This is a genomic window from Rathayibacter caricis DSM 15933, assembly GCF_003044275.1.
In the GTDB taxonomy this organism is placed as follows: Bacteria; Actinomycetota; Actinomycetes; order Actinomycetales; family Microbacteriaceae; genus Rathayibacter; species Rathayibacter caricis.
On the sequence record NZ_PZPL01000001.1, the window covers coordinates 262,989 to 285,908 of the forward strand.

A 22,920-nucleotide genomic window follows, 5' to 3' on the forward strand; every position below is an offset into this window, starting at 1 on the left:
CCCGATCCGCAGGACCCTAGGATGATCCGACCACCGACCGGCACCACCAGGATCCACGAGGAGACCACGTGAGCGCATCCGGAGGCGGCAGGGCGATCCTCGCGGCGCTGACCGCCAACCTCGGCATCGCCCTGACCAAGTTCGTCGCGTGGTTCTTCTCGGGCTCGGCCTCGATGCTCGCCGAGGGCGTGCACTCGCTCGCCGACTCCGGCAACCAGCTCCTCCTGCTGCTCGGCGGCCGGAAGTCCCGCAGGGCCGCCGACGCCGAGCACCCGTTCGGCTACGGGCGCGAGCGCTACGTGTACGCGTTCGTCGTCGCGATCATCCTCTTCACGGTCGGTGGCGTCTTCTCGCTCTACGAGGGCGTCGACAAGATCACGAACCCGCACGAGCTCGAGAACGTCTGGCTGCCGATCCTCGTGCTCGCCGTCTCGATCTGCCTCGAGGGCTACTCGCTGCGCACCGCGGTGAAGGAGTCGAACCGCAGCCGCGGCACGCAGTCGTGGTTCCGCTTCATCCGCCGGGCGAAGGCCCCGGAGCTGCCCGTCGTGCTGCTCGAGGACGCCGCGGCGCTCACCGGCCTGACCTTCGCGCTGCTCGGAGTCGGTCTGTCGGCGATCACCGGGAACGCGGTCTTCGACGCGATCGGCACCCTGATGATCGGGGCGCTGCTGATCGTGGTCGCCGTGATCCTGGGCATCGAGACCAAGAGCCTCCTGGTCGGCGAGGGCGCGAGCGACGCCGACGCGGACGCGCTCCGCTCGGCCATCGAGTCGGGCGAGGACGTCGAGCGCGTCATCCACATGAAGACCCTCTACCTCGGGCCCGACGAGCTGCTCGTCGCCGCCAAGGTCGCGTTCCCCGCGGCCGAGACCCTCGAGCACGTCGCCGCCGGCATCGATGCGGCGGAGCAGCGTATCCGCGCCGCGGTCCCGGCCGCCCGCGTCGTCTACCTCGAGCCCGACGTCGACCGCGGCCCGGCCGCCCCGGCCCCGGCGCTCCGCGCCGAGGACGTCGGCTGAGGTGCGGAGCGCACTGGCGATCGTCAACGAGCGCGGCGCGGGCCTGGGCGTCCTCGAGCCGATCCTGCGGGAGCACGGCTGGACGGTGGACGCCGTGGCCGGCACCGATCTCGGCTCCGTCGACCTCGACGAGCCCGAGCTCGTCGTCACGCTCGGCTCCAGCGCCGGCGTCTACGAGACGGCGCGGCACCCGTTCATCTCGCCCGAGATCGCCCTCCTGCAGGAGCGGCTGCACCACCGACGGCCGACCCTCGGCATCTGCTTCGGCGCCCAGCTGATCGCCGCCGCGCTCGGACGCGAGGTGCGTCCCGGTCCGACCCGCGAGGTCGGCTTCCGCCGCGTCGACCCCACGGACGCCGGGATGCGCTCACCGCTGCGCCACCTGGCGGGAGTGCCGGTGATGCAGTGGCACGGCGACACCTTCGACCTCCCCGCGGGCACGACGCTGCTCGCCTCCTCGGACGCCTACGCCGTCGAGGCGTTCGGCATCGACGAGTGGCTGCTGGGCGTGCAGTTCCACCCCGAGCTGAGCGGCGCGATGGCCGCGGGCTGGCTCGAGGGCGACGCCGAGTACGCGGCCGGAGCCGGCTACACGGCCGAGCAGCTCCGCGACGACGTGCAGGAGGGCCGCTTCGACCGGATGCGGGAGGCGACGGAGCTGATGCTGGCCGAGTGGCTCGGCGGCCACTCCCGCGACTGAGGCCGCCCGCTCAGCGCCGCGCGCGGAAGAAGTCGAGCAGCAGCCGAGTGCTCTCCTCGGCGCGGAGCCCCGGGTACACCTCGGTCGTCCAGGTGTGCCGCCGATCGCGGAGGAGGTCGTGCAGCGAGCCCACCGCCCCCGCCTTCTCGTCCCACGCCCCGAACACGACGCGCTCGACGCGAGCGGCCAGGATCGCTCCCGCGCACATCACGCACGGCTCGAGCGTCACGACGAGCGTGCAGCCCGTGAGCTGCCAGTCGCCCAGGGCGGCCGCCGCGTCCCGCAGCGCCACCACCTCGGCGTGCGCGGTCGGATCCGTGCGCAGCTCGCGCTCGTTGCGCCCCCGCCCGACGACGCGGCCGTCGGAGTCGACCACCACGGCACCGACCGGCACATCGCCCCAGCCCGCGGCGCGCCGCGCCTCGTCGAGCGCGAGACCCATCCACTCGTCGGCGGCGGAGGGGAGGCGCAGGTCGCTGTCGCGCATCGCGCCCCCTCGTGCCCGCGTCCGGTCCGGCCGTGCTCGGACCGGGAAGTAGATTGAGCTTATGCGCGTCCACGTAGCCGACCACCCGCTGATCACGCACAAGCTCACCGTGCTGCGCGACAAGCGCACCCCCTCCCCCACCTTCCGGCAGCTCGCCGAGGAGCTGATGACCCTGCTCGCCTACGAGGCGACGCGCGGCGTCCGCACCAGGACCGTGACGATCGAGACCCCCGTCACGCAGACCACCGGTCTCGCGCTCAGCGACCCGCAGCCGCTCGTGGTCCCGATCCTCCGCGCGGGCCTCGGCATGCTCGAGGGCATGGTCAAGCTGATCCCGACCGCCGAGGTCGGCTTCCTCGGCATGGCGCGCAACGAGGAGACGCTCGAGCCCACCACCTACGCCGAGCGCCTGCCCGACGACCTCTCGAACCGCCAGTGCTTCGTCCTGGACCCGATGCTCGCGACCGGAGGGTCGCTCATCGCGGCGATCAGGTTCCTCTTCGATCGCGGAGCCGTCGACGTCACGGCCGTCTGCCTGCTCGCCGCGCCCGAGGGCCTCGCCGCCGTAGAGAAGGCGTTCGAGGGTCGCGAGGTGACCATCGTCCTGGGCGCGCTCGACGACCACCTGAACGAGCTCGGCTACATCGTGCCCGGCCTGGGCGACGCCGGCGACCGCCTCTACGGCCTCGCCGGCTGACCGTCCTCCCTCCGGGTGCCGCGACGCGCCCGGAGGAGCCGATCCCGCGCCGGATCCTGGACACCGACCCGAAATCTGTTGACTCGGTCCGTCACAGTCCGCTTTACTTTCCTCCATGACTGACAACGCGCTCGCCCTGACCTCCCTTGAGGCCATCGGGGATGCCGGCATGATGATGGCCGGCGGCCTCGTCGTGTGTTGTCGAATGTGTGCGTGAGGCACTGACCTCGCCGGGTTCCCGCACAGTCTCCGCCCTCCGATCCTCCTGACCGGGCTCCACGCCCCGTCCGATCGGCTCGGCGTCGCAGGCGCGGTGAACCCCTCGGATGCACTCCATCCGCCCCAGCCGGACCGCACCACGCGGCCGCCGGCACCACAGCGCACACCCGGATCCGCTCTCCCGGACATTCGTCCCGGATCCGACCAGCCCCAAGGATTCGCCATGTCCCTCCTCCACGCTCGCACCGTCCCCGCTCCTGCCGCCCTCGAGGCCCCCCGCCTCCAGGCCGCTCCCGAGAGCACCCCGACCACCCCCCGCCTCCGCGCCGTGCCCCAGGGCACCGAGGCCCGCGGCTTCGCCCTCTACGTCGGCATCGACGAGGCCAAGGCCCGCGCCGCCGGAGTCGACCTCGGCCGCCTCGTCGAGGAGCTCAAGCGCGTCACCGCCCTCCTCGCCCCCGACGCCGAGACCTACGCCTCCGTCGCCCTCGCGCCCCAGGGCGCCGGCGGCCGCGACGTGGACGTCGTCCGCCTCGCCCTCCAGGACCCGGCCGCCGTCGCCAAGCGCCGCGCCGACGCCGAGCCCGACCTCGACCGCGCACCCGGCGGAGTCGTCATCGACATCTCCCGCAAGCGCGTCATCCTCGACGACGAGACCACCGCCCTCACCTACAAGGAGTTCGAGCTGCTGCAGTACCTCGTCCTCCGCGAGGGCCGCACCATCGAGCGCGCCGAGCTCATCGCCTCCCTCTGGGGAGCCGCCGACGACGACGCGCCCAACGAGCGCACCATCGACGTCCACGTCCGCCGCCTCCGCGCCAAGCTCGGCCGCTACGAGGACATCGTCCGCACCGTCCGCGGCGTCGGCTACCGCTTCGACCGTCACGCCGACGTCGCCATCCGGTACGCGTCCACGCCGTCGCCCGACCTTTTCTGAGGAAGGAGCGCGAGCGCTCCTCCCTCAGGGGTCGGGCGGTGCTTATTCGTTGAGGAAGCGCGAGCGCTCCCTCAACCGCAGTCGGCTTCGCGACGGGCCGCGTTCCATGGAGCGGGGTGCCTTCGGCTCGCTCGAAACGCTGGCACGCGTTTCTCGCCCATCGCCTTCGAGACCGGCGGCTGGTCGAGGCGCGAAGCCTGAGGTGCGGCTTGGCCGGCACGGTCTGGACGAGGTGCGGCTTCGCCGGCACGGTGCGACGGAAGTCCGGTCGGACCGGTGCCCTGCTCGGACGAGAGGCTGGTGGGCGGCCCGCTCCAGCAGGCCGAGAACGCTCTCTTCGTGGGAACTCCAGCGCGCCTCGGTACCGGGAGCGGGCGAGCCGTCGGTGGCCCTCATCAGGAGCGGGACGCATGGTCTGCAGCTCCGGACGGAGGAGCTCGGGCGCGCGTTCGAGGGTGAGCGCGCGGGCGGATGCGGGGCTCAGGGAAGTGTCAGGAAATGGGCGCTTGCGGCGTTATCGATCCGTTATATAGTTCAAGAGCGTTAGTCGTTTGCTGTGGCGGCGAAGCGCGAATGTGATTGCAGGACACTCTTGGTGCAAGGGAATGAAGGCCGGCCGCTCGCCTCAGCGGCCGGCCTTCTGTCGTTCCGTAGCGGTGCCTCCGAGACGCCGGTACGGGCGCCGTACCGATCGCGCAGTCGCGCTCCCCGCGGGCGGGCGACCCCGTATCCTGGGCACGACGGAGGAGGTCCGGTGGGTTCGAGACGCGCTGTCGCCGCCTGGGAGGCGCTGTTCCGCGCTCAGGTGCACGTGATGCGGGCGCTCAGCAGCGAGTTCCCGTCCAAGGAGATCTCGCTCAACGAGTACGACGTCCTCTTCAACCTCACGCGTCAGCCCGAGCGCCGTGCCCGGCTGCGCGACCTCAACAAGCACGTGCTGCTCACCCAGCCCAGCGTCAGCCGCCTGATCGACCGGCTCGTGAGCCGCGGCTACGTCAGCAAGAGCGAGGATCCGAACGACGCCCGGGGCACGGTCATCGCGATCACCGACGAGGGCTACGACCTGTTCCGCGCCGTCGCGCTCCGCCACATGACGACGATCTCGCAGCACGTCGGCGACGCACTCGACGACGACGAGCTCGCGCAGCTGACGGCACTCTGCGACAAGCTCCGCGCCGGCGTCGCCTCCGCCTGACCCCCGCATCGGGAACAGCGCGCGGGCCGCTCCTCCCCAGGCGCGCTCGCCGCTAGCACTCCACGGACGACGCGGCCAGCACTTCGCGGTGCGGTCGGCCTCGCGGATCATGGAGGGACCATGAGCACCTCCTCCCCGACCCTCGTCTGGCTCCGCGACGACCTCCGCCTGGCCGACAATCCCGCGCTGCGTGCGGCGATCGATCGCGGCGCCCCGATCGCGGTCTGCTACGTGCTCGATGACGAGTCGCCGGGCATCCGGCCACTGGGCGGCGCTGCCCGCTGGTGGCTGCACGGCAGCCTCAGCGCGCTGCGCGACGACCTCTCCGCGATCGGCGGAACGCTGATCCTGCGCCGCGGACCCGCGGAGGCCGTGATCCTGCAGCTCGCCGAGGAGCTCGGTGCCGGCGCCGTGCACTGGAACCGGCGGTACGGCGGCGCGGAGCGCGCGGTGGACACCGCGGTGAAGGAGGGGCTCCGCTCGCGCGGCACCGAGGCCGAGAGCCACCAGGGATCGCTCCTGTTCGAGCCGTGGACCGTGAAGACCGGCGGCGGCGGCCCCTACTCCGTCTACACCCCGTTCGCCCGCGCCTGCAAGAAGAAGGAGGCGCCCCGCGCGCCGCTCCCCCGGCCGCGCTCGATCGACGGAGTCTCCTCCGCTGTCGAGTCCGACCGGCTCGACGACTGGGGCCTGCTGCCGACCCGTCCCGACTGGGCCGGCGGGCTCCGCGAGCGCTGGGTGCCGGGCGAGAAGGCCGCGGCCGATCGGTTGCGGGCCTTCATCGCCGAGCAGCTCGACGACTACTCCGACGGCCGCGACCGACCCGCCGACGATGCCACCTCGAACCTCTCGGCGCACCTGCGCTGGGGCGAGATCAGCCCGTTCCAGGTGTGGCAGGCCGTCGTGGAGTCGCGCGGCGAGGGACCGCACCACGAGCAGGGGCGCGAGCGCTTCGCCTCGGAGGTGCTGTGGCGCGAGTTCTCCTACCACCTGCTGTTCCACTGGCCCGATCTCGCGACGGCCAACTTCGACACCCGCTTCGACCGCTTCCCCTGGGCGCACGCGACGCAGCACGACATCGACGCCTGGCATCGGGGCCGCACCGGCTATCCGCTCGTGGACGCCGGCATGCGCGAGCTCTGGCGGACGGGGTACATGCACAACCGCGTCCGGATGGTCACGGCCTCGTTCCTGATCAAGAACATGCTCGTCGACTGGCGTGTGGGCGAGGAGTGGTTCTGGGACACGCTCGTCGACGCGGATCCCGCGAGCAACGCGGCCAACTGGCAGTGGGTCGCCGGGTCCGGCGCCGACGCGTCTCCGTTTTTCCGCGTCTTCAACCCGGTGACGCAGTCGCACAAGTTCGATCCCGCCGGCGACTACCTGCGGAAGAACGTGCCCGAGCTGGCCTCCGTCGAGGGCTCCGCGATCCACGAGCCGTGGACGCTCGCCGAGACCCTCACTCCGGAGGGCGAGGACTACCCGGCGCCGATCCTCGACCTCAAGGAGACGCGGGCGCACGCGCTCGACGCCTTCGCCCGGATCAAGAGCTCGCCGCGGAGCATCGCGCACCCCTCGGACGACTGAGCGGCGGCCCCGCGACGGGTCAGATGTACATCGCGGGATCGATGAAGAACGCCGGGTCGGCCACCGACTCCTCGGCGCGGCCGAGTGCGCGGAGGTCGCGGGCCGGGATCCCGACCAGCACCGCTCCGTCGCCCGCATCCTTGACGACGACCGCGTTGGCGCCGACGCTCACGTCGGAGCCGAGGACGATCGGCCCGAGCACGACCGATCCCGCGCCCAGCACGACCCGGTCGCCGATCGACGGGTGCCGGCGCTCACGCCGGGTCGAGCGCCCGCCGAGCGTGACCCCGTGGTACAGCAGGCAGTCGTCGCCGATGCGCGCCGTCTCGCCGATCACGACCCCCATGCCGTGATCGATGAAGAGGCGGCGGCCGATCACCGCGCCCGGATGGATCTCGACCCCCGTCAGCGCCCGCGCCAGCTGCGACAGCAGTCGCGCCGGCAGGCGGGAGCCGCGCCGCCACCAGCGGTGCGCGACGCGGTGCGCCCAGACGGCGTGGAGACCCGGGTACGAGAGCAGCACCTCGAGCGAGCTGCGCGCGGCGGGATCGCGCACTCGGGCGCTGCGCACGTCCTCCCGGAGCCGGGTCAGCACTCCGGGGCGGGTTGCCGAGGGGCTCAGCTGCGGAGGTCCTCGTACAGAACGGTCGAGATGTACCGCTCGCCGAAGTCGCACACGATGGCGACGATCGTCTTCCCCGCGTTCTCGGGCCGCTTCGCGACCTCGAGCGCCGCCCACATGATCGAGCCCGAGGAGATGCCGCCGAGGATGCCCTCCTGCGACGCCATCTCGCGGGCGACGCGGACCGAGTCGTCGAGGGTGACGTCGATGATCTCGTCGTAGACGTCGCGGTCGAGGTTCGCCGGGACGAAGTTCGCCCCGATGCCCTGGATCTTGTGCGGACCGGCGGTGCCCTGCGTCAGCAGCGGCGAGTCGATCGGCTCGACGCCGATGATCTGCACGCCGGGCTTGCGCTCCTTGAGGACCTGGCCGACGCCGGTGATGGTGCCGCCCGTGCCGATGCCGGCGACGAACACGTCGACCTCGCCGTCGGTGTCGTTCCAGATCTCCTCGGCGGTGGTGCGGCGGTGCACCTCGGGGTTCGCGGCGTTCTCGAACTGGCGCGCGAGGATCGCCCCGGGCGTCTCGGCCACGATCGCCCGAGCGCGCTCGACCGCGCCGCGCATGCCCTCGCCGCCCGGGGTGAGCACGATCTCGGCCCCGTAGGCGCGCAGCAGGACCCGACGCTCGACCGACATGGTCTCGGGCATCGTCAGGATCACCCTGTAGCCGCGCGCCGCGCCGACGAGCGCCAGCGCGATGCCCGTGTTGCCGCTCGTCCCCTCGACGATGGTGCCACCCGGCGGCAGCTCGCCCGAGGCCTCGGCCGCGTCGACGATCGCGACTCCGATGCGGTCCTTCACGCTGTTCGCCGGGTTGTAGAACTCGAGCTTCGCGAGCACCGTGGCGCTCTCGGCGCCCGAGAGGCGGTTGATGCGGACGAGCGGGGTGTTGCCGACGAGCTGCGTCACGTCGTCGTGGATGCGTGCCATGGTGTGTGCTTCCTGCCGGGAGGGGCCGTCCCGGGGCCCCGGGCCGGCGCTGGTGCCGAGTGGTGCTGGGTCGAGGTGCTGGTGCGGTGCTCACGAGGGCCCGCACCCCCCACGATACGGATGCATCGGCTCGGAGGAAGCCCTGTGACGCCGCGCCGCTCCACGGCGATCCGCCCCTGTCGCTATCAGCTCGGAGCGTCCGCTGTACATCCCCCGCCAGAGCGGATGTCGTCCTGTCGGAGGACCCCTGCGCGCGGGGCCGGTCACGTACCATTCTCACGGGGGACATCGCGCGACGGCCGCGAGGCTCTGCGCCGCCCGTCCCCCTCCGAAGACCGCGGTCCGCCGCGCCGAAAGGACCTCCGCTCCATGGCTCTCCCCACCGCGTCCCGCCGCTCCGACAGGCCGCTCGGGATGTCGTTGAGGGCCGTCATGGGGTTCATCGGCATGAGCGCGGTCGCCGGGGTCCTGATCACGGTCGGGGTGACCCCCGCGCTCGCGCTGACGGGCCTCGCGACGACGAACACGATCGGGCTGTTCCAGAACCTGCCCGGCTACCTCGACGTCGGCCAGACCATGCAGCGCACCAACATCTTCGCGGGCGACGGCACCACGCTCCTCGCCTCCGTCTACGACCAGAACCGCGTCGAGGTCGGCTGGGACGAGGTGGCGCAGACCGCCAAGGACGCCGCCGTCGCCGGCGAGGATCCGCGCTTCTACGAGCACGGCGGGATCGACGTCCAGGGCACCCTGCGCGCTCTGGCGGTGACCCTCTCGGGCGACGACCTCCAGGGCGGCTCGTCGATCACCCAGCAGTACGTCAAGAACGTGCTGGTGCAGAAGGCGGAGTCGATCGCCGACGAGGCCGAGCGCGCCGCGGCGTACAAGGTCGCCACCGCGCCGACGCCGGAGCGCAAGCTCAAGGAGATGCGCCTCGCGATCGGCCTCGAGAAGGAGTACTCGAAGGACGACATCCTCCTCGGCTACCTCAACATCGCCCTCTTCGGCGGCACCGTCTACGGCATCGAGGCCGCCGCGAACTACTACTACGGCATCCCGGCGAGCCAGCTCTCGACCTCGCAGGCGGCGGCGCTGCTCGCGATCGTCAACAATCCCGAGAAGTTCCGGTTCGACGACCCCTCGAGCGAGGTGAACGGCGCCGCCAACGGCTACGCCGTGACCAAGGAGCGCCGCGACTACATCCTCCGCGAGGAGCTGCGGTACGGGAAGATCGACCAGGTCACCTACGACGCCGCGATCGCCGAGCCGATCACCCCGGCCATCACCCAGCCGTCGACGGGATGCGCGACCGCCGGCAATGCCGCGTACTTCTGCGATTACGTGCTCAACGTGCTCCGCAACGACGAGGTCTTCGGAGCCACCGACGACGAGCGCTACGCCAAGATCCGTCAGGGCGGCTTCGACGTCGTCACCACGCTCGACCTCGACATCCAGCAGGTGTCGCAGGCGGCGCTGAACGCCTACGTGCCCCAGACGGACCCGCGGTTCGAGATCGGCGCGACCGCCTCGAGCGTCGAGGCGCGCACGGGCCGGGTGCTCTCGATGGTCCAGAACACGGTCTACAGCCAGGATCCCGAGGTCCTCGCTGCGACGCCCGGCACCAGTGCGGTGAACCTCAACGTCGACGAGGCGATGAGCGGCAGCCGCGGGGTCCAGACCGGGTCCACGTACAAGGTCTTCACGCTGGCGAACTGGCTGACCGCCGGCCACACGCTGAACGAGAGCTTCCCCTCCCCGACGTCCGGCTTCCGCAGCTACCCGCAGAAGTGCAACGTCGACGCGGGCGGGACGACGGGCGTCGGCAGCTGGCGTCCGAAGAACGACTCCCCGTCCGACAACCGCGAGTCGATGAGCGCCGTCACGGCGACCCAGGGCTCGATCAACACCGGCTTCATGGGCATGGCGCGCCAGCTCGACCTCTGCGACATCCGCTCCACCGCCGAGGCCTTCGGGATGCACACCGCGACGAACACCGAGATGTGGTCGACCCCCGCCACGGTGCTGGGCACGAACACCATCGCCCCGCTGACGGTCGCGGGCGCCTACGCCGGCATCGCCAACGACGGAGTCGCCTGCGACCCGATCGTGATCGACCGCATAACGGGCGCCGACGGCGCCCCCGTCGCCGTGCCGGGAGCGGACTGCGCCCCGGCGGTCTCCGCCGAGGTCGCGCACGGCATGCAGTACGCGATGCAGCGCGTCATGACCTCCGGTACCGGAGTCTCCTCGAACCCGAACGACGGCATCGAGCACATCGGCAAGACCGGGACGACCGATGACGCGGCCGACGTGTGGACCGCCGGTGCCAGCCGCTCCGCCTCCCTCGCCGTCTGGGTCGGCAGCATCAACGGCTTCGACAACGGCAAGAAGGCCAACCTCCGGCAGGTCCGCATCACGGGCAACGAGGGCACCATCCAGGCGGCCTCCTCGCGGCACGCGATCTTCCGTCCGATCATGACCGCGCTCGATTCCAAGTACGGCGGAGACGACTTCATCGACCCGCCCTCCTCGATGCTGGGCTACTCCACCCGCGCCTCGTCGGTCACCGAGGTCCCCGATGTGACGGGCGCCACCGTCGCGGAGGCGACCGCGGCGCTGCAGGCGGTCGGCTTCACCGCGGGGCACCAGGAGGTCGTCGACTCCGCGACGGTCCCCGCCGGATCCGTGGTCTGGACGACCCCGAGCGCCGGTCTCGACGCGGTCGACGGCGCCGTGATCCCCTTGCAGATCAGCTCGGGCAAGGCGCCGGTGAACCCGAGCGACGCCGCCGACATCAACGGCGACCTGCTCACCGAGTGATCGGGGAGGCGCTCGTTCGATCGCCGCGCGCCTGCCCGGGTCGCACCGCCGCCTCGCCTACAGTGCTGGTGCAGCGAGAGGATCCATCCTGAAGCGACCGAACGTCCCCGTCTTCCAGCCCCGTCGAACCGTCCACGGAGCCCTCGGCGCGCTGTTCGGATTCGTCATCGTCAGCGTCCTCGCCGGCCTGCTGGCGAGCCTCGCGGTCGCCCCTGCCGTCGCCCTGACCGGGGCGGCGACCTCCGGGACGATCTCGGCGTTCCAGTCGCTGCCGAGCTACCTCGAGGTCGGGGCGCTCATGCAGAAGACCGACGTCTACGCCGGCGACCCGGAGGATCCGACACTCCTCGCCTCCTTCTACGACCAGAACCGCATCGAGGTCTCGTCGGACCGCATCGCCGATTCCGTGAAGGACGCGCTCGTCGCCAGCGAGGATCCGCGGTTCTTCGACCACGGCGGCATCGACCTCCAGGGCACCCTGCGCGCGATCGCGAGCACCTACGTCCTGAACAGCGAGACGCAGGGCGGGTCGTCGATCACTCAGCAGTACGTCAAGAACGTGCTGGTGCAGAAGGCCGAGACGATCAGCGATGAGGCGGATCGCGAGAAGGCCTACGCCGACGCCACGGCGACGACACCGGAGCGCAAGCTCCGGGAGATGCGCCTCGCGATCGGACTCGAGAAGGAGTACTCGAAGGACGACATCCTGCTCGGCTATCTCAACATCGCCCTGTTCGGAGGGACGGTCTACGGCATCGAGGCTGCGGCCGAGTACTACTACGGCGTCTCGGCCGCCGACCTGACGGTGGGGCAGTCCGCCGCGCTCCTGGCCATCGTGAACAATCCCGAGAAGTTCCGCTTCGACCGTCCGGACGACGCGGACAACGGCGAGGCGAACGGCTATCCGCTGACCACCGCCCGCCGCGACTACATCCTCGACCGCATGCTCGAGTACGGGAGGATCGACGCCGCGACGCACGACGCCGCCGTCGAGGAGGCGCTCCAGCCCCGCATCACCCCGCCGTCGACCGGCTGCCAGACCGCGGGGGACGCGGCGTACTTCTGCGACTACGTCTCGCACGTGCTGCGGAACGACCGCGCGCTCGGCGACACCGATGACGAGCGGTACGCGGCGGTGAAGCGCGGCGGACTCAAGGTCTACACGACGATCGACCTCGCGATGCAGGAGCGCTCGGCCGACGTCATGTCCGAGCAGGTCCCCGCGACGGATCCCCGCTTCGACGTCGGCGCGGCCGCGGTCGGGGTCGAGACCGGAACAGGGCGCATCCTCTCGATGGTGCAGAACAAGCGCTACAGCCAGGATCCCGAGCAGATCGCGTCGGAGGACGGCGGCGAGTACTCCGCGATCAATCTGAACGTCGACGCGGCATACGGGGGCGGGAACGGCTTCCAGACGGGTTCGACCTACAAGGTCTTCACCCTCATCGAGTGGCTGGAGAACGACCACACGCTGCTCGAGCAGTTCGACGCGCGGAACCAGAACTGGACCGGCTTCCACGACAGCTGCGACGGGACGCAGAACTACGCCTCCTTCAACCCGCAGAACAACGGCGGGCAGATCTTCCCCGACTCGCTGAACGCGCTCGAGTCGACGATCCAGTCCATCAACACCGGATTCATCGGCATGGCGCACCTGCTCGATCTCTGCGCGATCCGCGAGACGGCCGAGGCGTTCGGCGTGCACCGGGCCGATGCCACGGCGCTCCTGAAGTCGCCGGCGACCGTGCTCGGCACGAACGAGATCGCCCCGCTCACGATGGCCGTCGCCTACGCCGGCATCGCGAACGACGGAGTCACCTGCTCGGCCGTCGCGATCGACTCGATCGTGGGCCCCGACGGACAGGACATCGCCGCACCCGAAGCCACCTGCACTCGCTCGATGGGCTCTGACGTCGCCCACGCGACTCAGTACGCCCTCCTCCAGGTCACGTCGCAGGGGACCGGCGCGGCCGCGAGCCCGGGGGACGGCACCGAGCACATCACCAAGACCGGGACGACCGATGCGGCGGCGGACGGGTGGACGCTCGGTGCCTCCACTGAGGTCGCGCTGGCCGTGTGGGTCGGCAGCATCTCGCCGTTGAACCCCGCGGGCGACCGGATGGCGCTGGACTCGATCGACTTCGACAGCGGGTCCGCGATCCTCGCGCGCCATCGGATCTGGAATCCGGTGATGGCGGCGTACGACGACGCCTACGGCGGCCGCGCCTTCACGCGCGCGGACGAGTCCTTCCTGACGGCACCGCAGGTGATCGTCCCCGACGTGTCCGGTCGCAGCGTCGACGCGGCGACGAGTGCGCTCCGAGCGGCCGGCCTGATGGTCGGCGACACCGCCCAGATCGACTCGGAGGTGCCGACGGGACAGGTCGCGCTGACGGAGCCCGCAGCGGGGACGTCGGTCGTCAAGGGCTCCGAAGTCGGACTGCGCCTGAGCACGGGCGCCACGGCCACCGCTCCGCCCCAGCCGTCCGTCTGACCGTCGCGGAGACGTCGCGCAGGGGAAGGTGCGGGCGGGCCCGGTCAGCGGCCGAGCGCCCCTGCGCGACGGCGGCCGGGCACAGCCAGCAGGAGCACCGCGGCGACGAGCACCGCCACTCCGAGGACCGCGTCGGGCGTGAGGAGCTCGCCGAGCAGCGCGACGCCCAGGAGGGTCGCCGTCGCGGGCTCGACGAGGGTCAGGGTCGACACGGTCGCGGCGGGCAGGACCCGGAGGCCCCGCGCGAAGAAGGTGTAGGCGATCGCCACCGTCACGACGCCGAGCCAGAGGACGGCGGGGAGTGCCGGGCCCAGCCTGCTCGCATCGCGCGCGAGCAGCACCGGCAGCGAGAGCAGAGCGGCGACCCCGAACTGCGACCCCATCGCCGCCGCGGGCGTGAACCCGCGCTCGAGCAGCAGCTTGCCGCAGACGGCGTAGAGGGCGTAGGAGGCGCCCGCGCCCGCGGAGCCGAGCAGCCCCGGCACCGAGACGCCTGCGGATCCGCCGCCCGTGACGAGCCCCGCGAGCAGCACCACGCCGACGGCCGCCAGCGCCGTCGACGCGAACCAGCGCGCGCTGGGCGCGGTGCGCAGCACGAGCCATTCGAGCAGCCCGGTGAACGCCGGCGCGGAGCCCAGCGCCACGATCGTGCCGACGGCCACTCCGTTCTCGGCCGTGCCGGTGAAGAAGGCGGGCTGGTACGCCGCGACTCCCGCGGCCCCGAGCAGCACGAGGACGAGCACCGCCGCGGAGGGCCGCGCGACCCGACGCGACCGGGCGGTCTCGACGCCGAGGAGCAACGCCAGCAGCGCACCGCCGAGGACGATGCGCGCAGCCCCGAGCAGGAGCGGATCGAGTCCCTCGGCGCCCAGCGCCTGAGCGGTTCCGGTGGTGCCGAAGCAGACGGCGGCGAGGACCACGGCGCCGATCGCCGGCAGGCGCGCGTTCATCCGGTCCCCGATCCCGCACCGGTCGGCGCGCCGCACCAGTCTTCCAGGACGCGCGCCCGCGACCCGACTCGCACCCGGCGCCGCGCGTTCCGTCGTTTCCCAGGATCCCGTCGAGCGGGCGGCGGAGGATGAGGGGTAGCGTCGACGCCGTCGGCAGGAGAGGCGGGGTCATGGGCATCGCGGAGCCGTTCGACGTCGAGAGCTACAGCAGGAGCGCCCACGGCAGTCTCCGGGAGGACTTCTCGATCCGGGAGTTCGAGGACGTGCCGCTCGACCGCGAGGCGATCGTCGCCACCGCCTACCTCCGCGCTCTCGAGCACGCGGTGATCGCGCGCGTCCTGCCCGTCGCCCGGACGCACCCGGACGCCCGGGTCCGCGGCTTCGCGAGCGCCTGGGCCGCCGAGCGGCACCGCATCGCCGACGCGCTCGGCGACGTGCTGACCGCCTCGCCGCGCATCCGCGGCGTCGAGACCGCGCCGCCGGAGCCGGTCGCCGCTCCGTCGGCCCTGCGCGCCCGCGTCGCGCGGCTCCTGCCCGGGCCGGTCGCGCTCGTGCTCGCGGTCGACTCCCACATCGCGCTGCACGCCTACCGCCGCCTCGCACGGCTCTCGCTGCACCCCGAGATGGAGCGCCTCGCGGAGGCCGTCACGGGGATCCTCGAGCGCCACGCCGACTTCTTCGGCGAGCTCGCCGCCTCGCATCTGGGGCGCCCGCTGCCCGGCCGGATCGCGGCCGCGACACTGCTCTGGGCGCTCCACCTCCCGATCGGCGAGGCCGACCTGCCCGAGGCGCTCGCCCGCGAGGGCCGCGAGCTGATCTTCGGGAGGGACGACGGCGGTCTCGAGGGCATCGACGCGGGAGTCACCGGCGCGTTCTGCCTGCCCTGCACCGCCGCTCAGCGCCTCGTGCACCCGCACCGAGCGCCGTCGCTCCGCGCCGCCACCGCGGTCGGTCGCCGCGCGGCCGACGTCGTGCACGCGGTCCGCACCGCGCGCGAGGCCGCGGAGCAGGCCTCGCGCTGACGACCGCGCGGGTCAGCTCTGACGACCGTGCGGGTCAGCCCAGCAGCTCCCGCACGTCCTCGGCCGTGATGCCGCCGGCTGACGCCGCTCCGTCGTCCGACATGACCGCGGCGAACAGGGCGGCCTTCGCCTCCTTGAGCGCCATGACCTTCTCCTCGATCGTGTCCTTCGCAACAAGGCGGTAGACCATCACCGAGCGGGTCTGGCCGATGCGGTGCGCGCGGTCGACGGCCTGCGACTCCGTCGCCGGGTTCCACCACGGGTCGAGCAGGATGCAGTAGTCGGCCTCGGTGAGGTTGAGGCCGAAGCCGCCCGCCTTCAGCGAGATGAGGAACACGCCCGCCTCGCCCGAGCGGAAGCGGTCGATGACCTCGTCGCGCTTCTTCGTCGCGCCGTCGAGGTAGGCGTACTCGATCCCCGCCCCGTCGAGGCGGTCGCGCACGCGGCCGAGGAAGCGGGTGAACTGGCTGAAGACGAGGACGCGGTGGCCCTCGGAGAGCGCGTCGGCGAGCAGCTCGTCGAGCAGGTCGAGCTTGGTCGAGGGCACGGTGGCGTGCGCCTCGTCGACGAGCGCGGCGTCCAGCGCGACCTGGCGGAGCACCGTGAGCGCCCGGAAGATCGCGAAGCGGTTCTTCTCGAAGTCGCCGATCAGTCCCAGCACCCGCTGCCGCTCCCGGGCGAGATAGGTGTCGTAGACCTTCCGCTGGCGCGCACCGAGCTCGACCTCGATGGTCTGCTCCTGCTTCGGCGGCAGCTCCGTGGCGACGAGCTCCTTCGTGCGGCGCAGCATCAGCGGGCGGATGCGGCGGCGCAGCTGCGTGAGGCGCTCGGTGTCGGCCTCCCGCTCGATCGGCTTCTGGTAGTACTCGGCGAAGCCGGCCGGCGAGGGGAAGAGGCCCGGAGCCACGATGGAGAGCAGCGACCACAGCTCCATCACGTTGTTCTCCATCGGCGTGCCCGTGATGGCGAGCTTGAACGGCACGTCGAGGCGGCGGGCGAGCTGGTGCGTCGCCGACTGCCGGTTCTTGACGAACTGCGCCTCGTCGAGCATGAGACCGGCCCACTGGATGCCCGCGTAGGACTCGTAGTCGAGGCGGAAGAGGGCGTAGGAGGTGACGACGAGCTCGGCCTCGCCGATCGTGCTCGTGAGGGCGCGGCGCTTCTTCTTCGACGTCTCGTCGATGCCGACGACCGTGAGCCCCGGTGCGAACCGCTTCGCCTCGCCGACCCAGTTGGGCACGACGCTCGTCGGCGCGACGACCAGGAACGGGCGCGGGGAGGTGCCCGCGTCGCCCGCGGCGGCCCGCTGCTCCTGCATCGCGCGGGCGATGAGGGCGAGCGACTGCACGGTCTTGCCGAGGCCCATGTCGTCGGCGAGCACGCCGCCGAGCTGGTTGTCGTAGAGGAACGACAGCCAGTCGTAGCCGAGCTGCTGATAGGGCCGGAGCTCGACCTGGAAGCCGTCGGGCAGGGGGCGCGACTCGAGCGCACCGGTGGCGGTGAAGCCCGAGAGGCCCTCGACGGCGCGGCGCCACGCGGCGGCCTGCGCCTCGACGACACCGAGCTCGACGAGCTCGTCCCACAGGGAGGACTGGAAGCGGCTGATGCGGAGGGTCTCGCCCGGGTCGTCCGAGAGCTCGCGCGCCTCGGCGATGAGCTCGCGCAGCCGCCCGAAGCGCTCGTCGTCGAGGGCGAAGTACACGCCGCTGGGCAGCACCATGTACTCGTCGCCGCGGGCCAGGGCGAGGAAGATCTCGGCGAGCGGCACGGCCTCGTCGTTGACAGTGACCGAGATCTCGAGGTTGAACCAGTCGCGGCTGTCGGGCTGGGCCACGGTCTGCACGGCGACGACGGGCGCGGTCTCGGCCTCGCGGTACTCGACGCGCTCGCCGATCTCCTCGATCTCGACCGAGCCGAGCTCGCGCAGGCGCTCCACCTCGCCGGTGAGGAAGCCCACGGTGGCCATGCCGCGCAGGTCGAAGGTCGGGCGCAGCCGCCTGCTCGAGGGCGAGACGAGGGCGGGAGTCGCCTCGGGGTCGATGCCGGCCGCGCCGAGCGAGTCGAGGATCCGCTGCTCCGCCTCGGGATCGCGGTAGCCGGTCTCGTCGTCCAGCCGCAGCGGCAGGCGCTCGGCGTCGCCGCCGCGGGCGCCCTCGACGCCGTAGCGCCACCACCACGAGCCCCGCAGACCCGCTCCGTCGGTGTGCTCGAGCGTCAGGCCGAGGCGCGGCTCGGGCACCGCGGGGGCCTCGAAGGAGTCGTCGCGCGAGACGATCGCGAACAGCCGGTGCAGGCGCTGGTAGTGCTCGGTGAGGAACGCCGCCTCCTCCTGCGCCGGGATGCGGATGGGCTCGCGGCTCCAGAGGAACGTGCGGGCGGAGGAGAGCAGCGGAGCCGCGAACGGCACGAGGGTGACGGGGCGCGCCCGCAGCTCGTCGCCGGGCTCCCAGAGGTAGAGGCCGACCGCGGGGTCGCCGATGAAGCCGAACTCCTCGGGTGCGGGGCTGTCGCCGATCGCAACGAGCGAGCGCAGCTCGAGGCCGGTCGATGTGCGGGTGACGTCGATGGAGGCGGTCGCGGTGGTGTCGAGGATCCGCAGCGGGGTCTGGTCGCGGTCGCCCATGACCAGGCCGATGCCCGCGCGGACCGCGCCGTGCAGAGCGGCCCAGATGGCCTCGCTCCGGCAGCCGTCGAGGTAGAGCCAGGTGTCGGGCGAGTAGTAGCTCGAGGCGCTGTGCCCCGAGAGCAGCCCCTGGATCTCGCGGACGACGTCGATCTGGCGCTCGTCGTAGTCGTGGCTGTAGTGCAGGTAGCCGAGGTCGCGCCAGCTGGTGCCGGTGCGGACCCAGCGGTCGCGGTCGCCCATCCGCACCGGGCGCACGCCCAGTCGCGGGCGCGGCTCGGGCGGCGGCCGGTAGCTGTTGTAGCGGCCGGGCGGGCGCCGCACGGGCTCGCCCGGGAGGAGCTCGAACTGCAGGCCGAGCGGGATGCCGGAGCGCGACCGCTCCATGCCGGCGAGCAGCGGTGCCAGCGCGCTGCGCCACTCCGGGACTGCGTCGGCGCCGGTCTCGCCCGCGAACGGGCCGGCGAGGCCGCCCTCGCGCTCGCGGCGCAGGGCCTCGACGAGCACCGCCGCCACGTGCTTGCACTCGTGCTTGACCGGGCAGCTGCAGGCGCCGCCGAGGAGGATCGAGCGGCCGGCGTCCTCGCGCAGCTGCACGCTGACGGCGTAGGGCGAGCGCCCGGATCCGCGGACCTGGCCGAACAGGCGGGTGCGGCCGCCGAACCACTGCAGCTCGCCGACCCGGCCCTCGTCGGCGTAGACGGTGCCCTTCTCGAACGCGGCGGTGCCGACGAGCGCACGGATGTCCTGCTCGGAGAACGGCTCCTGCGCGGCGGTCTCCGAGGCCTCGGCGGTCTCCTGCGGGGCGGGCGCGGCCGAGGGCTGCGCGTCGCTCGAGGGACTCCGGCGGGCCATGGACCTCACGCTCTCCGCGCTCCGAACGGAGCGCATCCGTCCATTCAACCCGATTCCGGAGCCGCTGCGAGCCGCGGGCCGGGATCCGTGGAGGCGTGCAGCCTGCCTACGATGGTCGGATGCCCCGTATGGCCGTCGTCTCGGCGCACACCTCCCCCCTCGAGCAGCCGTCGACGGGGGACGCGGGCGGGATGAACGTGTACCTCGCCGCGGTGCTGCCGGAGCTCGCCCTGCGGGGCTGGGACGTGGTGGTGCTGACCCGCGGCGAGGAGTCCGGCCGGCTCGCTCCCGGCGTCGAGGTCGTGGGCGTGCCGGTCGGGGCGGGCGACAAGTACGCGCTGGCGCAGGCCGCCCCCGTGTTCGCGCGAGCCGCGGCGGGAGCGGACGTGGTGCACTCGCACTACTGGGTCTCGGGACTGGCGGGAGCCCTGACCGGGCTGCCGCACGTGCACTCGATGCACTCGAGCTCGCTGGCGAAGAACGCGCGCCTCGCCCCCGGCGACTCGCCCGAGCCGCCCGAGCGGATCGAGGCCGAGCGCTCGGTGCTCGCTTCGGCCGACGCCGTGGTGGTCGCGGGCGCGGCCGAGCGGGCGGACGTCGAGGGCGGCTACGGCGTGGATCCGTCGCGCGTCGTCGTCGTGCCGCCGGGGGTCGATCCGCGGTTCCGTCCCGGGGGCGGCGAGCGCGCCGACGAGATCGTGCTCGTCGGCCGGGTCCAGCCGCTCAAGGGGCAGCTGCTCGCGGTGCAGGCCCTGGCCCGGATCCCGGTCGCGGAGCGGCCCCTCCTCCGGATCGTCGGCGGACCCGCGCCCGGCCGCGAGGAGTACCTGGCGCAGGTGCAGGAGGCTGCCCGCGAGCTGGGCGTCGCCGCGAGCGTCCGTTTCGACGGAGTGGCCGACCGCGACGGGGTGGCGGAGCGGCTCCGGCGCGCCCGCCTGGCCCTGGTGCCGTCGGCGGCCGAGACGTTCGGGCTCATCGCGCTCGAGGCCGCGGCGTCGGGGACGCCCGTGGTCGCCCGCCGGACGACCGGGCTGGTCGACGCGGTGCGCGACGCGGGGAGCGGCGTGCTGATCGACTCCGCCGACCCGGGCGAGTGGGCCGAGCGGATCCGCGAGCTGCTGGCCGACCCCGACGAGCGGGAGCGGCTGGGCCACGGAGGCGTCGCCTGGGCGGCGGCGCACAGCTGGGGTGCGGCGGCCGAGCAGCTCGACGCGCTGTACCGCGGGCTGATCCGCTAGATCGTCCCGCTAGTCGACGACCGGCACCGTGCCCGGATCGAGGCGGGCGCCGCTCGTCGAGCGGTACCAGGGGGCGAGCCGGTCGGGCGAGACCGCGACCATCGCGGCGCCGGTGAAGCCCGCGTCGTTGCCGAAGCGGGCCGGGACGATCTCGGTGCCGATGTCGAGGAAGCCGGCGAACTCGTCGAAGACGTGCGCGGCGGCGCCTCCGATCACGAACAGCTGCGGCGAGAGCAGCATCTCGAGGTGGCGGTAGTAGACGCTGAGGCGGCCCGCCCACTCCTCGAGCGTGATGCCCTCGCGGCGGACGGCCGAGAAGCCCACGCGAGGCTCGAAGTCGGGACCGTCGATGTGCACGTGGCCGAGCTCGGAGTTGGGGATCACGACGCCCTCGTGCACGAGCGCGGTGCCGATGCCCGTGCCGAGGGTCGTGAGCAGGAGCAGGCCCTCACGGTCGCGCATCGCGCCGAACTCGCGCTCGGCGACTCCGGCCGCGTCGGCGTCGTTCACGACGACCACGTCGACCCCGGTCGCCTCGGACAGCAGGGCCTGGGCGTCGAGGCCGACCCAGCGCTGCGAGACGTGGGTGGTCTGCCGGACGACGCCGCCGCGGACGATGCCGGGGAAGCCGACTCCGACGGGCGTCCCCGCGATCGGCGAGACGTCGCGGACGATGCCGGCGATCGCCGCGGCGAAGTCCTCGGGCTCCTTGCCCAGCGGGTTCGCGACGGCGAAGCGGCGGGCGGCCCTCTCTCCGGTGGTCACGTCGACGAGGGACGCCTTGATCGACGTTCCGCCGATGTCGACGCCGACGGCGAAGCGCGGGAGGACGCCGTCCTGGGGCTGGGTCACGGATGCTCCGACTGCAGAAGAGGTGGGGAAGGTGACGAGTCTACGAGTCGGAACCGTGACGGGGCTCGGAGAGGGCTGCCAGGACGTAGCGGAGGACGGGCTCGTAGAGGTGGACGGCGAGTCCGTCGTCGATCGGGACGACGACCTCGATCGAGCCCTGCGCCTCGGCCACGAACACCGCGGGGTCGTTGCAGTCGGCGATCGCGATCGTCGGCAGGCCCCGGCGGCCGGCGGCGCCCGCCCAGCCGTGATCGGCGACGACGAGGTCGGGCCGGATGCCGAGGGCGTCGAGGCGGTCGAGCAGCGCGTTCATCGGCTCGGGCGAGTGCGTGTGCATCAGGCTGCCGCCGCGGTAGACGCAGGTGACGCCGCCGGTGCACCAGAGGAACTGGTGCTCGTCGGCGAGCGGAACGCGGATGCGGTCGGCCGCCGCGAACGGGAGGGTGTTGACGTCGAGGACGCGCGCGCCCGCCTCGGTCGCGGCCGACGCCAGCCGCCGGTAGAGGTCCATCAGGGTCGCCGGGTGGGCGGTGGCGAAGAGGATCAGGTCACCGCGGCGGACGGACTCGGCGAAACGGCGGCGGTACGCGTCGAGGCGGGCGACGGTGAGGGTCGCGTCGATGCGGTCCTGCCCGCTCTCGAACGCGGGGTCCGTGCTGATGCCGACGCGCTCGCCCATCAGCGCGAGCAGCTCCGGCAGGTCCCAGTGCTCGGCGACGTCGACGCCGTACAGGTGGGCGGGATCGCGCGCGGCGAGCTTGCGCAGGTTGCCGAGGTTGCTCGACCGGTCGGTGAGCACGGCCCCGGTCAGGAGGGTGGAGTCGAGGACGGCGGCGAGGTCGGGATCGTCGGTGCGCATCGTCGCCAGGATATCGGGTGTTGACTTACCGAACAGTAGCGATATATCTTTACTGCATCGCCGACAGATCGAAGAGCACTCGCTCCGAGACGGGCGATCGGATTCCGGAAGGCGTCCACACGACCGAGAGCAGAGCAGACATGCACCCCAGGAACTTCTTCCCCGACCACGACTCCTCGCGCCACGACGGCGCGCAGCACGATTCCGGCCGTTCCGGCCACGACCACCCCGGCCGCCGTGAGCGCCGCGGCCCCGGCGGCCACGGACGCGGCTTCGGTCCCGGCTTCGGCTTCGGCCCCGGCTTCGGCGGCCCCTTCGGCGGCCCCGGCCGCGGCGGAGGACGCGCCCGCCGCGGCGACGTCCGCGCGGCCCTCCTCTCCCTCCTCGCCGAGACGACCTCGAACGGCTACGGCCTGATCAAGGCGATCGCCGAGAAGACCGGCGACGCCTGGCGCCCCAGCCCCGGCTCCGTCTACCCCACCCTCCAGCAGCTCGTCGACGAGGGCCTGATCACGGCCGTCGGCGAGGGCCGCGGCACCGAGTACCAGCTCACCGACGCGGGCGGCACCTACGTGCGCGAGCACGCCGACGAGCTCGCCGCCGCGTGGGAGGCGACTCCCGGTGCGAGCGACAGCGCCCGCGCGTTCATGGAGAACGTCGGCAAGCTGATGGGAGTGATCCAGCAGTTCCGCGGGGCGAGCGACGCCCAGCGCGCCGCGGCCTCCGAGAAGCTGGACGAGGCGCGCCGAGCGCTGTACCTCATCCTCGCGGACTGATCGGGTCCGACCGGAGGCACGGGCGTCGGGCTG

General features: G+C 72.4%; 18 protein-coding genes. 11 read left to right on the plus strand and 7 right to left on the minus strand.

What is annotated here, in order from left to right:
* The first annotated feature begins 68 nt into the window (after positions 1–68).
* Together C1I63_RS01255 and C1I63_RS01260 are read left to right on the plus strand one after the other, a co-directional pair.
* Positions 69–1,022 (plus strand): cation diffusion facilitator family transporter, encoded by a 954-nt coding sequence (locus C1I63_RS01255; protein ID WP_107573460.1) that lies wholly within the window; start codon positions 69–71, stop codon positions 1,020–1,022.
* A 1-nt stretch (position 1,023) separates the two neighbouring features.
* A complete protein-coding gene (locus C1I63_RS01260; protein WP_170116284.1) occupies positions 1,024–1,722 on the plus strand; it encodes a glutamine amidotransferase-related protein in 699 nt (232 codons plus the stop codon).
* A 10-nt stretch (positions 1,723–1,732) separates the two neighbouring features.
* Here the strand turns inward: C1I63_RS01260 and C1I63_RS01265 are convergent, their stop codons facing one another.
* Positions 1,733–2,209 carry a nucleoside deaminase gene (locus tag C1I63_RS01265; RefSeq protein ID WP_055790389.1) on the minus strand — a complete coding sequence of 159 codons (477 nt, stop codon included), beginning with the start codon at positions 2,207–2,209 and terminating at the stop codon, positions 1,733–1,735.
* Between the two features lie 61 nt (positions 2,210–2,270).
* Between C1I63_RS01265 and upp the strand changes: the two genes are divergently transcribed.
* The 4 genes from upp (at position 2,271) to C1I63_RS01285 (ending at position 6,844) form a co-directional block, all read left to right on the plus strand.
* Complete coding sequence (gene upp / locus C1I63_RS01270) at positions 2,271–2,906, plus strand: uracil phosphoribosyltransferase (RefSeq protein ID WP_055790386.1); 636 nt, start codon at positions 2,271–2,273, stop codon at positions 2,904–2,906.
* 442 nt (positions 2,907–3,348) lie between these two features.
* The gene (locus C1I63_RS20080) at positions 3,349–4,062 is read left to right on the plus strand and encodes a winged helix-turn-helix domain-containing protein (protein WP_107573462.1); all 714 of its coding nucleotides are present in this window, start codon (positions 3,349–3,351) and stop codon (positions 4,060–4,062) included.
* A gap of 814 nt (positions 4,063–4,876) precedes the next feature.
* Entirely contained in the window at positions 4,877–5,257 is a 381-nt protein-coding gene (locus tag C1I63_RS01280) for a MarR family winged helix-turn-helix transcriptional regulator (RefSeq protein WP_082481348.1), read from the plus strand.
* Between the two features lie 120 nt (positions 5,258–5,377).
* Positions 5,378–6,844 (plus strand): cryptochrome/photolyase family protein, encoded by a 1,467-nt coding sequence (locus C1I63_RS01285; protein WP_107573463.1) that lies wholly within the window; start codon positions 5,378–5,380, stop codon positions 6,842–6,844.
* A gap of 19 nt (positions 6,845–6,863) precedes the next feature.
* On the opposite strand, the gene epsC is transcribed toward C1I63_RS01285, so the two are convergent.
* Together epsC and cysK are read right to left on the minus strand one after the other, a co-directional pair.
* Positions 6,864–7,415, minus strand: a complete 552-nt coding sequence (gene epsC / locus C1I63_RS01290; RefSeq protein ID WP_244906944.1) for a serine O-acetyltransferase EpsC — start codon at positions 7,413–7,415, stop codon at positions 6,864–6,866.
* A gap of 47 nt (positions 7,416–7,462) precedes the next feature.
* Entirely contained in the window at positions 7,463–8,398 is a 936-nt protein-coding gene (gene cysK, locus C1I63_RS01295; RefSeq protein WP_107573464.1) for a cysteine synthase A, read from the minus strand.
* Positions 8,399–8,767: 369 nt separating this feature from the next.
* On the opposite strand from cysK, the gene C1I63_RS01300 reads away from it, so the two are divergent.
* Positions 8,768–11,218: a penicillin-binding protein gene (locus C1I63_RS01300; RefSeq protein WP_170116285.1), complete on the plus strand. Its 2,451-nt coding sequence runs from the start codon at positions 8,768–8,770 to the stop codon at positions 11,216–11,218.
* A 298-nt stretch (positions 11,219–11,516) separates the two neighbouring features.
* A complete protein-coding gene (locus tag C1I63_RS01305) occupies positions 11,517–13,712 on the plus strand; it encodes a transglycosylase domain-containing protein (RefSeq protein WP_107573466.1) in 2,196 nt (731 codons plus the stop codon).
* 44 nt (positions 13,713–13,756) lie between these two features.
* Here C1I63_RS01305 and C1I63_RS01310 read toward each other — a convergent pair whose 3' ends face one another.
* Positions 13,757–14,662: a DMT family transporter gene (locus C1I63_RS01310; protein ID WP_107575679.1), complete on the minus strand. Its 906-nt coding sequence runs from the start codon at positions 14,660–14,662 to the stop codon at positions 13,757–13,759.
* Between the two features lie 170 nt (positions 14,663–14,832).
* Here C1I63_RS01310 and C1I63_RS01315 point away from each other — a divergent pair, with 170 nt between their 5' ends.
* On the plus strand, positions 14,833–15,684 hold the full coding sequence (locus C1I63_RS01315) for a hypothetical protein (RefSeq protein WP_107573467.1): 852 nt from the start codon (positions 14,833–14,835) through the stop codon (positions 15,682–15,684).
* Between the two features lie 34 nt (positions 15,685–15,718).
* Here the strand turns inward: C1I63_RS01315 and C1I63_RS01320 are convergent, their stop codons facing one another.
* Positions 15,719–19,162: a DEAD/DEAH box helicase gene (locus tag C1I63_RS01320; protein WP_107573468.1), complete on the minus strand. Its 3,444-nt coding sequence runs from the start codon at positions 19,160–19,162 to the stop codon at positions 15,719–15,721.
* Positions 19,163–19,281: 119 nt separating this feature from the next.
* Between C1I63_RS01320 and C1I63_RS01325 the strand changes: the two genes are divergently transcribed.
* Positions 19,282–20,400, plus strand: coding sequence for a glycosyltransferase (locus tag C1I63_RS01325; protein WP_107573469.1), 1,119 nt, complete (start codon positions 19,282–19,284; stop codon positions 20,398–20,400).
* 9 nt (positions 20,401–20,409) lie between these two features.
* Here the strand turns inward: C1I63_RS01325 and C1I63_RS01330 are convergent, their stop codons facing one another.
* Positions 20,410–21,252 carry an ROK family protein gene (locus tag C1I63_RS01330; RefSeq protein WP_056868119.1) on the minus strand — a complete coding sequence of 281 codons (843 nt, stop codon included), beginning with the start codon at positions 21,250–21,252 and terminating at the stop codon, positions 20,410–20,412.
* 40 nt (positions 21,253–21,292) lie between these two features.
* Positions 21,293–22,111, minus strand: coding sequence for a phosphatase (locus C1I63_RS01335; protein ID WP_107573470.1), 819 nt, complete (start codon positions 22,109–22,111; stop codon positions 21,293–21,295).
* 140 nt (positions 22,112–22,251) lie between these two features.
* Here C1I63_RS01335 and C1I63_RS01340 point away from each other — a divergent pair, with 140 nt between their 5' ends.
* Positions 22,252–22,887: a PadR family transcriptional regulator gene (locus C1I63_RS01340; RefSeq protein WP_107573471.1), complete on the plus strand. Its 636-nt coding sequence runs from the start codon at positions 22,252–22,254 to the stop codon at positions 22,885–22,887.
* The last annotated feature ends 33 nt before the right edge of the window (positions 22,888–22,920 follow it).